A 14,237-nucleotide genomic window follows, 5' to 3' on the forward strand; every position below is an offset into this window, starting at 1 on the left:
TGCAGTCGCCCTGCCGCAAGGACGGGGAGAGGGAGTAGCGGAGGCCTCAGTTTCCCCGTTTCGCGTTCGCGCTCTGCTCGTTCACCGTGCAGGTGATCAGCAGCGTGTAGCCGCGCGCATTCTTGGCAATCTCGGCGGTTTCCTTCTTCATCTCCTCGCGCCACTCGGCGGTCCGGTACGCCACCGCGCTGTTGTCGAGGAAGTCGCGCAGCGCGCCGGTCTTGATCGCGAAATTGATGTTCTCCGGGATGGTCCCCGTCGCCCGCGCCATCCTGACCGCGTCGAGCTTGGCAGCCACCACGCCGACCACCGCGCCGGTGAGGTCGAACAGCGGACCGCCGCTGTTGCCCGGCTGCACGGCGGCGCTGATCTGCAGATGACGGGTATCGTTGAGGATGCCACTCAGCGAAGAGACAATGCCCGTGGTGACCGTGAAATCGGATGTCAGCAATCCGTGATAGGGATAACCGATCGCCACTACGCCGTTGCCGACCAGGATGGGGTTTTGCCTGAGGCTGACGACATCCTTGAACGGGGTCGGCGCCTGCAGCAACGCGAGATCGTTGGTCTCGTCATCGGACACCAGGCGCAGCTTGACCGGCGCCTCGCCGCTCAGGTTGCCCGTGATCTCGCTGCAGCCGCCGACGACATGGTGATTGGTGACGACGTGGCCGCTGCTGCTGACCACAAAGCCGGTCCCCGTCCCCGATCTCGCCTGCTTCGCCGGCGGCGCGCTGGGTGCTGCCGCCTGCTGCGGCGGCGCCGCCGCAGGCTTTGTCGCGACCGCGAACTCGCCGGCATTGGAGACGCCGTTCTTCTTCACCGAGACGACGCAGTTGAGCAGTGCCGGCAGCAGTTGGGCGGTCTGATTGAGGTTGAACTGAAACAATTGTCCCTGCGCGAATGCCGTCATCTGGCGCGCCTTGCGGAACTGGTTGATCAGGCTGGAATTCACCGGCATCTCGACATTCACGAGCTGGGTGCCGAGCGGCATGCCGTAGACGTTGAACGCCGGCTGGCCGTCGAAGGTCAGCGCCAGCGGAAAGGCCTCGCCCGGCGTCAGACGCCAGCTGTCATGGGCAAAGCCGAGCCGCCAGCTGCCATTCTCGGCGATCGACACCATGAAGAAGATGCCGCTTTGATACGTGGTGCCCGCCGAGCAATGGGTGAAGGCGCCATTCTTGTCGTTGGTGAAAGCGCCGCCCTTCCAGTTGCCGACCGTGATCGAGCCGTAGGGACCGCGGGCGCTCGACGGAGTTGCAGACGCAAACAGCCACGCGGCCGCAACGGCCGCCCAGATCGCAACTCTCATGACGCGCACTCCCCCAGCCACAACCCATCATAGGAGGCGGCGAAATTCATCCGCAAGTGGTGCGCGGCTTGGTCTTTGGTCCTGCGGCCACGCAAGTCCGCCGCGGATGAGGCGATCGCCACACCCTCAGGTTACAGAACCTATGTTCCTATTATGTTCCTATGTCAACCGAGGTACTGGCCGTATTTAAGCCCCGTGTCCCAGGTTGAATTTTGGAGTGTCTTAATTCCGATTAAGCGAACGAAAATCGTAACTTGGCCGATGTTCTCGGCAAGACTACTGAGTCGCACGCCAGATGTTCTGGCTTTTGCAATCCGCCAAGTGTTCTCCCTCCACAGGGCAGAAGTGTTACCGGGGTTCTCCGTGGGTGAACGGAGTTCCAGCCTCCGCTACCGTCCCGCTTAGCATTCCGCATGGAATAAGCCCGCCATCGCAGGGGTTGGAAGCTGAGGGAGGTCGAGCAAGCCATGGAAAGCGAAAGCGCGCCTTCAGGGCCGGGTGAAGCCGCATGGGAAGCGTTGACATTCGATGAGCCGGTCAACGTCGCGCTAGCCATCTGGGCGGCGCTATTGGTGGCCCACGTCATCGCGGCGTCGGTGTATTATTGGCGGGAGCAGCGCAGCCCGGAATGGTTGGCCGCTCTTGCGATTTTGGCATACTTGCCGATCTTGGTGCCGATCGTCTGTCTCGGCCTAATTCTAAAATATCTGATCCGACCGCTGATCGGACAAATAAAACTGTTCCGGCGAAGGTCCGATATCAAAGGCGTCGTTGAGTAAGGCCGCCTCAGTTGGCGGCCTCTCCGTTTATGATCTCGATCCATCGGCGCAAGCTCGATTCAAATCGCTCGCGCACTTCTGCTTCCGAGTTAGCCGTCACGCCAAATGAGAGCGGCGCGTCCCTTCCTGTGGTTGCGATCCATTCTCCGCAAGCTCGCGGCTGAATCTCCGGCACAATCCCCAGCTTGGGGCTGAAACATGGGCAAATGCAGCCCCGGTCGAAGCGCCCTCTAATACGACAGCATGACGTCGGAAGAGATGCGAGCGATGGCAGCGCAGTGTGATGATGTGGCCTTGAAGCTACTCGCTCCCGAGCGCGCCATTGTCCGGAACGTCGCAGCCCAATCGCGTATGCTGGCACACCAATCCGAGATGGCGACGTAGAGAGTGGCGATCAATCAGGCCCTCCAGCGAAACTGTTCCCCGTGACGCCCTCAAGGAAACGGCCCCAGCACTCGGGCAAGGAGGCTGAGGCCGAGGAGCGCCCGTGGGGTAGGGAAAGATTATGGACACCCCCGCGTGAGCTAGAACCTCGATGGTACGGAAGGGCATTTGCATATGTGAATGAGTGTCCTGATTTCCCCAAGCGAATGTCCTAACTGGGACAGCATCTCAACCGGGGCGCTGTCCGCATTTAGGCCCCGTGTCCCAAGTTGATTTTGGAAGTGTCCTGATTAGAAAACGGCCCCAGCGCCGGGAGAGCGCTAAGGCCAAGTTGACGTTTCCAATGAGCTACGGCAGTTCAGCCGATCAGAAGCCAGCCTAAGCTGATAATGAACGCGACGAGCGATATCCCCGCCAAGCCTATGAGGCTGAACTCGACGCCATCTAAATCGGTCCTGAACATAATGTTCAAAGCATTACACGTCGGATCGGCGGGCGCTTTAGCGTATGTCAGTCAGCGGCTGTGTCCAATTTCCAGATTCCACCGGGCATCAGATGTCCGAATTCCCCTCTCCGAGTGCCCTAACCAGGACAGCACCTCAACCGGAGCATTGCCGCCAAGGCGGACGCTACTGCGGCTCCCCGACCGAGGAGCGCGCCGGCGGATTTGGATCGCTGAACCAGTACCAGGATGCGAGGGCATGGACGCCGACGCCGATCAGGAAGATGCCGGCGTAGAGCTCGACCGCATGATTCATCGCCAGCAGGCGGGGATGCGGCGCGGCACCCTGGCCCTGGTAGGTCCAGACCCAGTGCCCCACGGCGACGATGCCAACGCCGAGCGCGGCGATGGCTCGGCCGGCCGCATTCATCATCCTCACGCGATGGTCTCCCAACTCGCCCGGCCCGGCAAAAATACCGGGCGAAGCTGACGCGGACCTGACGTGGGACATGGAACGTAACTCGGATGCAGCCACGAAATCAGAAGCCCACCAGTTCCTTCCCCCTGAAAGGGGGAAGGTCGGGATGGGGGTCAGCCGCAGGCTGATGCTGCAAGCGGAGAGAGCAGATCCCCACCCGCTTTGCTCTGCGAGCAAAGCGACCTCCCCTTTTCAAGGGGAGGTAAGAATGCGTAGCCCGGATGCAGCCACGAAATTAGAAGCCCGCTCGCCTCAGCCGTTCCTGAACGCGTAGGCGTAGCCGTTGAGCGCCGGTGCGCCGCCGAGATGGGCGTAGAGCACCTTCGATCCGGCGGGGAAATAACCCTTCTGGACCAGATCGATCATGCCCTGCATCGACTTGCCCTCATAGACGGGGTCGGTGATCATGCCCTCGAGCCGCGCGCTGAGGCGGATCGCCTCCTTGGTCTCCTCCGACGGCACGCCGTAGGCGGGATAGGCGTAGTCCTCGATCAGCAAGCGACATCATCCTCGACAATGTCGCGGCCAAGCTCGACCAGCTTTGCGGTGTTCTGCGCGATCGACAGCACCTGCGCCTTGGTCTGATCAGGCGTGAACGACCCGTCGATGCCGATCACGTTGCGCGCGCGCCCGTCGGCGGCGAAGCCGACCAGCATGCCGGCATGGGTCGAGCCGGTCACCGTGCAGACCACGATGTAGTCGAACTTGACGCCGAGCTGGCGCTCCTGCGCGCGCACCTCTTCGGCGAAGCCGACATAACCGAGCCCGCCGAACTTGTGCACGGAAGCGCCGGCCGGGATCGCATAGGGCTTGCCGCCGGAGGCTTTCACCTCCTCGATCGCCTGCTCCCAGCTCTTGCGGATGCCGATGTCAAAACCTTCGTCGACCAGGCGCACATCGGCGCCCATCACGCGCGACAGCAGGATGTTGCCGACGCGGTCATAGACGGCGTCCTCATGCGGCACCCAGCTTTCCTGCACCAGCCGGCACTTCATGCCGATCTTGGCCGCGACGGCTGCAACCATGCGGGTGTGGTTCGACTGCACGCCGCCGATCGAGACCAGCGTGTCGGCGTTGGAGGCGATCGCGTCGGGGATGATGTATTCGAGCTTGCGCAGCTTGTTGCCGCCATAGGCGAGCCCGGAATTGCAATCCTCGCGCTTGGCATAGAGCTCGACCTTGCCGCCGAGATGCTTTGACAGCCGATCGAGCTTCTCGATGGCGGTCGGCCCGAATGTGAGTGGATAGCGCGCGAACTTCTCCAGCATGCTGGCATCCTCTTTGGTGGTCTGAAACGGCGGCCACAGCTATCACCCCTGGCGCGAAAGGTGCTCTCTAACTCAGCTCACGTAGTTCCTGAAGATTGCTGGATTTGGCCAAGATGATATATTTTCTTTCATGAAATTCGCCACTGATGAGAGATTCTTCCATGCCCGCCCGGCTCGACCGCATCGACCTCAAGATGTTGAGATTGCTGCAAAAGAACGGCCGGCTCAGCAATGCCGAGCTGGCCGATCAGGTCGGCGTCAGCCCCGCCACCTGCCATCGCCGGACGCAAGCGCTGTTCGACGAGGGTTATCTCAGCGGCGTCCGCGCCATGGTGGCGCCGCGCAAGCTCGGCAAGGGCACGTTGGTGATGGTCGGCGTCGTGCTCGACCGCTCGACGCCGGAAAGCTTTGCGAGCTTCGAGCAGGCGGTGGCAAAGCTGAAGTGCGTGCTCGACTGCCACCTCGTCGCCGGCGATTTCGACTACTTCCTCAAGATCCGCGCCGGCGACGTCGACGACTTCAAGCGCATCCATGGCGATCAGCTGATCGCGCTGCCCGGCGTGCGGCAGACCCGCACCTTCTTCGTCATGAAGGAGGTGGTGGACAATGCGGCGCTGGAGTTCTGAACCTGACGTGATCCCGCCGCGGGCCGAGCGCCGTGAGCCGCCAGGGCCTGCCCGAGAGAAGTAATCCCTTCATCCGACTTGATGGCCGGCGCAAACCGGCGCAGTCTCTCACTAAATCCCCGCGGGGGGCGGGGGTCGCGCGCGGATGCGCGGGGGACATCATCCGCGGATGACAATCATGAACGCCACGGCGATCCGACTGGTCATTCCGTTGCTGGCACTTGCCGCCGGCGGCACGGCGGCGCTCGTCTTCGGCATCCGCCAAACCCAGCAAATCCTGGGCGGGAGCACGCCTTTGACGGCGACGGCACCATCCGCGCCAGCGGCTCCGGCGCGAGACCAAAACAAGACCGCGCTGGCAAAGGCGCAAACCGAGACCGCGGCCCTGGCCGACGTGCTGGCAGGACCGGCGCCGGCACCAGGCGGCGACGCGGTGCCGGAGTTCGACGTCGTCAACATCGAGCCGACCGGCGAGACCGTTGTCGCCGGCCGGGCGCTACCGGGCACGACGGTGGAACTGCTGCGCAATGGCGAGGTGCACGATCGCGTCGTGGTGGACAAGTCCGGCCAGTTCGTCATGGTCCCGCGCCCGCTTCCGCCGGGAAACTATGACCTCACCCTGCGCATGACGCGCGACGGCAAGCAGGTGACCTCCAAGCAAAGCGTGGCGGTGGCGCTCGAGGCTGCGACGAGGGAGCGGCCGATGGTGGCGCTGATGGCACCGGACAAACCGGTCCGCGTGCTGTCGCAACCTGCTGCCACGGCGCCGGCGGCTGGGAAAGTGGCCATCGAGGCCGTCGAGACCGAACCGGACGGCAAGCTCCATGTGAGCGGTCAGGCAGCTCCCGGCGCGACCGTCAGGCTCTATCTCAACGGCAGCTTGATCACGTCCGCGACGGCCGACGAGGCGGGGCACCTCTCGGTCACGATCAACAAGGGCGTGACCGCCGGCAACTATCAGGTGCGGCTTGACGACGTCGACCCCACTTCCGGCAAGGTCCGCGCGCGGGCCGAGGTGCCGTTCAACGTTCCGGACACGATGACGACCGCATCGATCCCGGCATCGCCAACCTCGTCCGGCCGTGCGGATGTGGCCAAACCGCAGCTCGCCGCGGCGGCAACCGCCACCGCATCTGATGTGAAGTCCCCCTCCGCTGTGATCGTGCCGAAGATCACCACGACCACCGTCGCCCGCGGCGACAGCCTGTGGCGGATCAGCCAGCGCGCATTCGGCGCCGGACAGCGCTACGCCGTGATCTATCGGGCCAATTCGCAGCAGATCCGCAATCCCAATTTGATCTATCCCGGCCAGGTCTTCGTCGTGCCGGCAAAGTGAGACCGGCCTACCGCCAACGGTCACTTGCCGGGAGATTTCAAGAACGCCACGATCCTGGCGCGATCTTCCGCCGAGCGCACGCCGGTATACGGCTTCATGCCGTTGCCCGACACCACGGCCTCGGGATCTTCGATGAAGCGCAGCAGCGTGCTCTCATCCCAGACGATGTCGGATGATTTCATCGCCTCCGAATAAGGAAAGCTCGCAACCGATCCGGCCTTGCGGCCGACGACATTGTGCAGGTTCGGGCCAACGCGGTTGTCGCCGTCCTTGACCGTATGGCAGGTGCGGCAGGAGTTGTTGAACGCCTGCTCGCCGGACACGCCCGCATCCTGACCATGGGACGGCGATGACGCCAACGACACCAGTCCGCAAACGACGATGATGAATCCCGGCCGCATCGATCACTCCGTCGGCAATTGCGCCAGGCAAACGGGCGCGCGCAGCACCACGTCTCGGATGCCATGCCGTCAACGCAGAGGCGGCGTGAAAGGTCCGCTCGCGGCAGGCCCCACATCTGGCGCAGGTGCGTGCGCCGCACTAGATGTGCTGCCATGCCACACCCCGCCCTCGAGGATTTCGTCGCCGGCCACCAGCGCCTGTTTGTCCTGACCGGGGCCGGCTGCAGCACCAATTCCGGCATTCCCGATTATCGCGACAGCGACGGCAACTGGAAGCGGACGCGCCCGGTCACCATCCAGGCGTTTTTGGGCGAGGCGGCGACGCGGCAACGCTATTGGGCGCGCAGCATGGTGGGCTGGCGGCGGTTCGGCCGCGCCGCGCCGAATGGCGCGCATCGCGCGCTGGCCAAGCTCGAACAGCAGGGGCGCTGCGAGCTGCTGCTGACACAGAATGTCGACCGCCTGCACCAGGCCGCCGGCAGCCAGCGGGTGATCGACCTGCACGGCCGATTAGACGTGGTGCGCTGCCTCGGCTGCGGCGCGACGATGCTGCGCGAACAATTCCAGCACGAGCTCGCGCGACGAAACCCCGCCTGGCTCACGCTCGATGCCGCCGACGCTCCCGACGGCGACGCCGATCTCGATCAGGATTTTTCGTCGTTCGTGGTGCCGGCCTGCGAGGCCTGCGGCGGCGTGCTGAAGCCCGATGTGGTGTTCTTCGGCGAGAACGTGCCGCGCGATACAGTCGCGTCGGCGCAGGCGCATCTCGAGCAGGCCGACGCCGTGCTGGTGGTCGGCTCCTCGCTGATGGTCTATTCCGGCTTTCGCTTCGTCCGGATGGCAGAGCAGCGCGGCCTGCCGATCGCCGCCGTCAATCTCGGCCGCACCCGCGCCGACGAGCTGCTCACCCTCAAGATCGAGGATAGTTGCGAGAGCGCGCTGGCGTTCTTGCTGTAGGCCGCTGCTCTCTCCACGTCATTGCGAGGAGCGATAGCGACGAAGCAATCCATCGAGCCGCCTATGCGGAAAAATGGATTGCTTCGCGGAGCCTGTCATCCGGCGGCGCCTTGCGCCGACCGGGTGGCTCGCAATGACGACGGGAGAATTATCGCATCACGCGCGGTGGCGCGGCGCCTTGGCCATCGGCATGTTGGCGTTCCAGTGCGTCCAGCTGACGCTGGCGAGGCTGCCGAGGTCCGTCGCCAGCGGGCGACGGGTACGGCGCTCGTACTCCGCGATGCAGCGGCCCGACTCGCCGATCTTGCGCTGCAATTCGTCGATCGTCATCTGCGTCGCGCGGCCGCAATTGGCCTTGCCGAGCTGATCGGCCTCGATCGCCCTCAACGCCGCCCGCAGCTTCTTGAGCTGCGCGCGCTGCCAGGCAATGTGACTATCGCTGTCTGCCGTCATGTGGCCGCCACCATCTTCGATCGTTGCACGCCATTGGGAACCTCGATGTCGACCTCGAGCATCGAGACGAACTTGCCACGGTCCATCCGGACCACGACCTTGTCGGGGTCGACGTCGATATGCTTGGAAACCACGCTCAGGATTTCCGAGCGAAGTGTCTCCAGGAGATCTGGCGCGCCGGTCCGGCCACGCTCATGCGAAAGCAGGATCTGCAACCGCTCCCGCGCGACGGGCGCCGATGCGGCGCGGCCGCCGAACAGCCGCATTACGTTCATCATGCCGCCCTCCGTCGCAGTAGCCGATCCATCAACCCCTTGCGTTGAACCGGCACGGTCATCTCCACCGCCTCGCCCATCAGGCGGCGTACCGCGTCGGTATAGGCCCGCGCCGGCGCGCTGCTTGCTGCGTTCAGCGTGACCGGGCAGCCGACATTGGAGGCGCGCAGCACGTCCTGGCTTTCCGGGACGATGCCGAGCAAGGGAGTCGCAAGGATCTCCAGGATATCGTCGATCGAGAGCATCTCGCCGCGCGCCGCGCGGCCGGCATCATAGCGGGTGACCAGAAGATGCTTCTCGACGCGCTCGCCGCGCTCGGCGCGGACCGTCTTGGAATCGAGCATGCCGATGATGCGGTCGGAGTCGCGAACCGACGACACTTCCGGATTGGTGACGATAACGGCCTCGTCGGCGTAGCGCATCGCGAGCGTCGCGCCGCGCTCGATGCCGGCCGGGCTGTCGCACAGGATCCAGTCGAACTTGGTCTTGAGGTCGGCAATCACGTGCTTGACGCCCTCTTCGCTCAGCGCGTCCTTGTCGCGGGTCTGCGACGCCGGCAGCAGCCAGAGATTCTCCAGCCGCTTGTCACGGATCAGCGCCTGCGGCAGCTTGGCGACGCCCTGCACCACGTTGATGAGGTCGAACACCACCCGACGCTCCGCGCCCATCACCAGATCGAGGTTGCGCAGGCCGACGTCGAAATCGATGACGACGACGTTCTGACCCATTTGCGCGAGCGCCGCGCCGAGCGCGGCGGTTGAGGTCGTTTTGCCGACCCCGCCCTTCCCAGACGTCACGACCAATACCTTGGCCATTCTCTCTCTCCTTGTGGTCGGTCAGTTCAATGGTGTAATGCGCAGCATTTCGCCCTCGAGCCACGCCTGGGCGGGCCGGTTGCGCAAGCTGTCGGCGATTTCTTCCGCAGTCTGGTAGTAGCCGTCGATGGCGAGCAGCTCGGCCTCGATCCTCTGGCAGAAGATGCGGGCCGCCGAATTGCCGTTGATGCCGGCCATCGCCCGGCCGCGCAGCGTGCCGTAGACATGGATCGAGCCGCCGGCGACGATCTCGGCGCCGGAGCCGACCGAGCCGAGCACGGTGACGTCGCCCTCGGCAAACACGATCGACTGGCCGGAACGGACCGGGCTCTCCAGCAGCAGCGACGGCAGCTTGGTCTTGTCCTTGTCCTTGTTTTTTTCCTGCACCTGCGGCTTCTGCGGCTCGACATGGGTGATCGCGCAGGCCCGGCCGCCGGTCAGAAGCGGCGGCATGTTGGCGCCGAGCTTCGATTCGTCGACGCCCTCGATGCCGAGGATGCGGATGTTGCGCTCACCGAGGCTGCCGATCAGATGCGCGATCGCGGTCTGGCTGAGATCGACCGCCGAGAGGTCGAGCACGATGGGCTTGCCGGTGAAGAAGCCCGGCGACTTCGCCAGCGTCGCGTCGATCTCGGCCAGCCAGGACACGACAGGCACGACCGGCGAGAAAACGAACGCAACGTAGGAACGGCCGCGCATGCGGACCTGCTGACGTGCGACCTGTTGAGTTGCGTCCATCGCCCCTGACTCGGTTGTCTTGTCGAATGGTTAACAATCGGACCGCATGGTTAATCAAAGGTTAACGCGGTCAGGGTTTTCACCGATTTGGACAGCGCTCGCCCCGGGGCCTCGAAACGCGCTTTGGCGTTTGAACAGGTGCGGAATTGGGGGAGATACGGCCGCGTTTTTGAGCTGGATCAATTTTCTTCGCGCCAGACGGGGTTATCATTGCGCGAGCGTTTGCAGACGACGTCATGACCCAAACCTACTGGATTGAGATCCTGCGGTGCCCGAAATGCCGACGCACGGGCCACGCCGAGCTTTCCGAGGTCGCCCCGCTTCGCAACCGAATTGTTCGGATATCGGAGGAATTCGAAGTTCGCGCCGACGAGCGCGGCGACGATTTCCAGTGCCGGGCCTGCAAGCTGCCAGCCCTGCCATGACAGCCGACGCCTTGGCGCGCATCTGCCAATCACGCCGAAAATCATCGTTGTAGCTATTCCGCCTTGATATTCGCCGACTTGACGATCGGCCACCATTTCTCGACCTCGGCGACTGCCTCAGGTCGATCACCCGGACGAGGTCGACGCCGCAATCAAACTCCACCTGCGGGAGTTCGCGCCAACGGCGTGAGGCGCCACTTGGCGGCGGCGAGCGGCGCGAGCTTGCGTCGGACGCAGCTGAGCGCGCGATGTATTTGCTCTACGCCCGAGGAAGGCCCGCGACTTCGTCGCGGGCCTTCCGGGAACGGCTATGCCGATCAGTGGACCGAGCGGTCGGTGCGGGCAGCGGCCCGCGCGGTCGTCATCTTGTTGCGGGGCGTCAGAACGCTGAGCTGATGCGGCGTCGCCGACGTGGTCGCAACAGGCGCCTGCTCGCGGGCGTTGGCGGCGCCAATCACGCCGGCCTGCACCGCCGAGATCGGCAGGCCCGCAGCCTCATAGGTCGGAAGCTCCGCAGCGGACGCAGCGGTTGCGATCGCGAGAGCGGCGGCAAGGGTGGAGAGGGAAATCTTGATCACGGAAGGCTCCTCAGTGGCACGTGAGAAGCAGAGTTAGTCAGCTATTATTGCAATGCAATATCAATATTGCCGCACCGCACAAATAATTGATCGCCGGCGCGCTTGGCGAGTACCGGGGGCCGTCGCGAAATACTGCTTGCCGGCTTCGGGTGTCAGGTATTGCCGCACGCTTCCCTGACCAGATCTCGGCGCGTCCGGTGGTCCGCAGCCGTTTCCCGCTGGTCGGCCGCCTGCCTCAGCTTCTGTAATGGCGTGATTGTATTCGCGGTGACGAGCGGCGCTCTCTGCTTCCCGCCGGCCGCTTGCCATTGTCTCGAAATCACGATGACCGAATCGCTGGCTCATTGCCGACAAGCCCGCACGAATTCGGCTGGTCTCCTCTGTCGACCCGATGCGTCGCTCGACCTTCCGAACCGATGATGGTGCAGGTCCACGTCGGGGTACCCAACAATGATGATCCGCCCTCCTAGAATAGCGGCTTGCCGTCCGCCTCACCGTGGTGCGATGACACCACTTTGATGCGTCGAGCTCGTCGCAGTCGTCGGAATGTTCGCCTCATCCGGAGACACCAATGCCGCGGTATTTTTTTCATATCCACGGCGGCCATTCAGTGCTCGATGATGTCGGCCTGGATCTTCCCGACATTTTCGCCGCACGGACAACGGCGATTGAACTGAGCGGCGAGATACTCAAGCACGACGTGACGGAGCCATTCTTGCGTCATCTTCGCTGGCATGTCGAAATCAGCGACAGCCCCGAGCCGGGCGGCCAGTCACTGTTCGTCCTTCAGTTTTCCATTGCGGCATGAATCGCAGCGCTCGCTTGCGGCGCCTCGTGGCCATCTTCAAACTTCCCGATGGAACGAAGCATGCAAGCTTGATGTCCAGGAGGAGTACTCTGAAAGCCCCGGCGACACGCTGAGCGAAAGCTGCAATTCCCGTCCATTGCGGACGGACCAATCGCCGGCTTGCTTTGGCTCGCAGAAACCAATCACGACTACACAATGGAGAAGAAGCTTTCTGCCGATCAGCTTTCAGATATCACCGCCTGGTGTCTCGAATTTGTATTCGCGCCTAGACCTGACCTCGGAGGTCCCGCATGACAGCAAGGCACATCTGGTACGTCTCCTTCATTGATCAACGCGATGCTCCGCCCGACAGGCACGCACGAAGGACTGCGACATTCGTATCCGAACAGGATGCGAAGCAGTTCACAAGGAAACTGGCGGAGGACCAGCGCATCGAGAGACTTTCAGCTGGAACGATCAACCCGTACCGGCCCAAACGGGTCATCGGATCCAGAGACATTGGCCAGTGGCTTGGCAAAACCTAGCCCGCCATGGTGATCGGCAATTGAGCTTGACCCCATCGTGCAACGACGATCCATCTTTAAAACGGCCACGCCTGAAGAGTAGTTGCGAATGCGAATGATGAAACCAGGTTACTGCGCTCTTGCCGAACCACAAGGGATGACGCAAACCGTATTCCGATGCTTGGCCTGGGGTTTGATCCTAGGCCTCTTCATCGTCACCGACACACCGCTGGCATTCCGTCCGCACACGTTGATATCGGCGAACATCGATCGTTTTGCAGCTCTGTTCATTATCGGGGTCGCCTTTTCGCTCGCCTATCCGAAGCACGTGCTGCCAATCCTGCTCGTCCTTCTCGCTATAGTCGTCGGCTTCGAACTCATCCAAAGACTGCTCCCCGACAGACATGGATACGTAAAGGACATGTTCGTCAAAGGCGCCGGCTGCTGTGCAGGCGTTTTCATCGCAACTGCCTTGCGACGCTCGTTTTCTGTAATCTCCAGGCGTACAGACAGCCCGTTGGCCTAGCGGGGATGATCATCGCGCATGAAGCTCGATGAAAAACGCCGGTCCGTCGCCGCTATTCGACGGATGGAGACCCGGTCGGCCCGGAATATGAGACGGCAAGCGTAGCAAGGACAGTCCTGTTGCTGATCTCGAGCTTGCGGAAGATGTGGTGCAGATGAACCTTGATGGTACCGTCGGCCACCTTCAGACGGCGGCCAATCTCCTTGTTCGACAAGCCCTCCGACACCAAGCGCATGATCTGACGCTCGCGGTCCGTCAGCACCGCAAGATATTTCTCCGGGATCGTCGTTTGCGCATAAGGGATGGCTTCTTCGTACGAGGGCGGAGGCAACGTCTTCTGGCCGTCGGCGACTTGCCGCAACGTCTGCAAGAGCGTTTCGGGCTCCTCCTCGCTCAGAAGAACACCGCAAGCTCCCGCTGCTGCGAGCATGGCGAGATCGCGATCCTCAACCGAGGCGGCAAGAAACACGAGCCGCACAGCAAGCGCCCCGGAGTTTGCGACCTCGAGCATGGCCTGCCCAGAAGTGTCAGGCATCGACATGTCCAAAATGGCGATGTCGGGCGCGAGGCTCTGTATTGCCTTGAAGCAGCTCGCAATATCATTGCAGCGAGCAACGACTTTGAAATCACGCTCTGCTTCGAGCAGGCAGTTCAGACCCAATAAAACGACTGGATATCTACTGGCAATGACTACACGACTGAAATGCATTTCCGATCAACCCTCAGTCCCCCTCAGTTCAGATCGGCGCCCATGTCATTAATAAGTTACTCCAATATGAGACATTTCAGTAAGGTTTTGTTGTCGCTTGGTCCCGTGAATCTACCGCCTGGAGCGCGCCGACAAACATGATTGCACAACGCGTAATCGCGGCGACGATCCAACACACCCTCAGCGCGTACCTGTCGACCAGGACTGAGAGACCACCCTCGTCAGTTTGGCGGCCCCAAATGCCTATAACCAACGGTATATAGGGATATTGGGGATTAGCATCTAACATTCTTAAATATTTTGAGAGTGGGTTAAGCGCTTTTCGTCCCAGGTTTGTTCTATCGACCGAATCTGAGGAAGCTTGTTTTTACGTCGTTCTTTTCAGCTGGGCGGGCCACCAAAAATGAACCGGGTTCAACCCTTC

Annotated in this window: 16 protein-coding genes and 1 pseudogene; 6 read left to right on the forward strand and 11 right to left on the reverse strand. The window is 62.5% G+C overall.

Translation table 11 applies throughout. The features are described from left to right. Positions 1-46 precede the first annotated feature (46 nt). Positions 47-1,312: a S1C family serine protease gene (locus tag ACVIHF_RS32815; protein ID WP_456793164.1), complete on the reverse strand. Its 1,266-nt coding sequence runs from the start codon at positions 1,310-1,312 to the stop codon at positions 47-49. Positions 1,313-1,779: 467 nt separating this feature from the next. On the opposite strand from ACVIHF_RS32815, the gene ACVIHF_RS32820 reads away from it, so the two are divergent. Beyond that, positions 1,780-2,091: a hypothetical protein gene (locus ACVIHF_RS32820; protein WP_225643050.1), complete on the forward strand. Its 312-nt coding sequence runs from the start codon at positions 1,780-1,782 to the stop codon at positions 2,089-2,091. A gap of 1,013 nt (positions 2,092-3,104) precedes the next feature. Here ACVIHF_RS32820 and ACVIHF_RS32825 read toward each other — a convergent pair. After that, on the reverse strand, positions 3,105-3,350 hold the full coding sequence (locus ACVIHF_RS32825) for a hypothetical protein (protein ID WP_233475642.1): 246 nt from the start codon (positions 3,348-3,350) through the stop codon (positions 3,105-3,107). 297 nt (positions 3,351-3,647) lie between these two features. Next, positions 3,648-4,663 (reverse strand): annotated as a pseudogene (locus ACVIHF_RS32830) (1-aminocyclopropane-1-carboxylate deaminase). Positions 4,664-4,824: 161 nt separating this feature from the next. On the opposite strand from ACVIHF_RS32830, the gene ACVIHF_RS32835 reads away from it, so the two are divergent. Further along, positions 4,825-5,289, forward strand: coding sequence for an Lrp/AsnC family transcriptional regulator (locus tag ACVIHF_RS32835; RefSeq protein WP_028335254.1), 465 nt, complete (start codon positions 4,825-4,827; stop codon positions 5,287-5,289). Positions 5,290-5,467: 178 nt separating this feature from the next. Continuing rightward, on the forward strand, positions 5,468-6,625 hold the full coding sequence (locus tag ACVIHF_RS32840) for an Ig-like domain-containing protein (RefSeq protein ID WP_310881734.1): 1,158 nt from the start codon (positions 5,468-5,470) through the stop codon (positions 6,623-6,625). Between the two features lie 20 nt (positions 6,626-6,645). Here the strand turns inward: ACVIHF_RS32840 and ACVIHF_RS32845 are convergent, their stop codons facing one another. Continuing rightward, complete coding sequence (locus ACVIHF_RS32845) at positions 6,646-7,026, reverse strand: c-type cytochrome (protein WP_253605159.1); 381 nt, start codon at positions 7,024-7,026, stop codon at positions 6,646-6,648. Positions 7,027-7,179: 153 nt separating this feature from the next. Here ACVIHF_RS32845 and ACVIHF_RS32850 point away from each other — a divergent pair, with 153 nt between their 5' ends. After that, the gene (locus tag ACVIHF_RS32850; protein WP_310881733.1) at positions 7,180-7,983 is read left to right on the forward strand and encodes an NAD-dependent protein deacetylase; all 804 of its coding nucleotides are present in this window, start codon (positions 7,180-7,182) and stop codon (positions 7,981-7,983) included. Positions 7,984-8,139: 156 nt separating this feature from the next. Here the strand turns inward: ACVIHF_RS32850 and ACVIHF_RS32855 are convergent, their stop codons facing one another. From ACVIHF_RS32855 to ACVIHF_RS32880, 6 genes are all read right to left on the reverse strand, one after another. Then, positions 8,140-8,436: a hypothetical protein gene (locus ACVIHF_RS32855; protein ID WP_057021179.1), complete on the reverse strand. Its 297-nt coding sequence runs from the start codon at positions 8,434-8,436 to the stop codon at positions 8,140-8,142. Continuing rightward, entirely contained in the window at positions 8,433-8,711 is a 279-nt protein-coding gene (gene minE / locus ACVIHF_RS32860; protein ID WP_026192121.1) for a cell division topological specificity factor MinE, read from the reverse strand. Before minE ends, ACVIHF_RS32855 begins: the two co-directional genes overlap by 4 nt. Then, positions 8,711-9,526, reverse strand: coding sequence for a septum site-determining protein MinD (minD, locus tag ACVIHF_RS32865; RefSeq protein WP_057021178.1), 816 nt, complete (start codon positions 9,524-9,526; stop codon positions 8,711-8,713). Before minD ends, minE begins: the two co-directional genes overlap by 1 nt. Positions 9,527-9,547: 21 nt before the next feature. After that, entirely contained in the window at positions 9,548-10,264 is a 717-nt protein-coding gene (minC, locus tag ACVIHF_RS32870; RefSeq protein WP_028335249.1) for a septum site-determining protein MinC, read from the reverse strand. Positions 10,265-10,443: 179 nt separating this feature from the next. Then, positions 10,444-10,785, reverse strand: a complete 342-nt coding sequence (locus tag ACVIHF_RS32875; RefSeq protein ID WP_456793165.1) for a hypothetical protein — start codon at positions 10,783-10,785, stop codon at positions 10,444-10,446. A gap of 221 nt (positions 10,786-11,006) precedes the next feature. Further along, the gene (locus ACVIHF_RS32880) at positions 11,007-11,267 is read right to left on the reverse strand and encodes a hypothetical protein (RefSeq protein WP_076834843.1); all 261 of its coding nucleotides are present in this window, start codon (positions 11,265-11,267) and stop codon (positions 11,007-11,009) included. A gap of 571 nt (positions 11,268-11,838) precedes the next feature. Between ACVIHF_RS32880 and ACVIHF_RS32885 the strand changes: the two genes are divergently transcribed. Further along, a complete protein-coding gene (locus tag ACVIHF_RS32885) occupies positions 11,839-12,075 on the forward strand; it encodes a DUF6894 family protein (RefSeq protein ID WP_028335246.1) in 237 nt (78 codons plus the stop codon). A 612-nt stretch (positions 12,076-12,687) separates the two neighbouring features. Then, positions 12,688-13,104, forward strand: coding sequence for a VanZ family protein (locus tag ACVIHF_RS32890; protein WP_092079104.1), 417 nt, complete (start codon positions 12,688-12,690; stop codon positions 13,102-13,104). A 52-nt stretch (positions 13,105-13,156) separates the two neighbouring features. Here the strand turns inward: ACVIHF_RS32890 and ACVIHF_RS32895 are convergent, their stop codons facing one another. Further along, positions 13,157-13,813, reverse strand: coding sequence for a LuxR C-terminal-related transcriptional regulator (locus ACVIHF_RS32895; RefSeq protein WP_456793166.1), 657 nt, complete (start codon positions 13,811-13,813; stop codon positions 13,157-13,159). Positions 13,814-14,237: the final 424 nt, after the last annotated feature.

The sequence above is a fragment of the Bradyrhizobium sp. USDA 4506 genome (assembly GCF_054058795.1).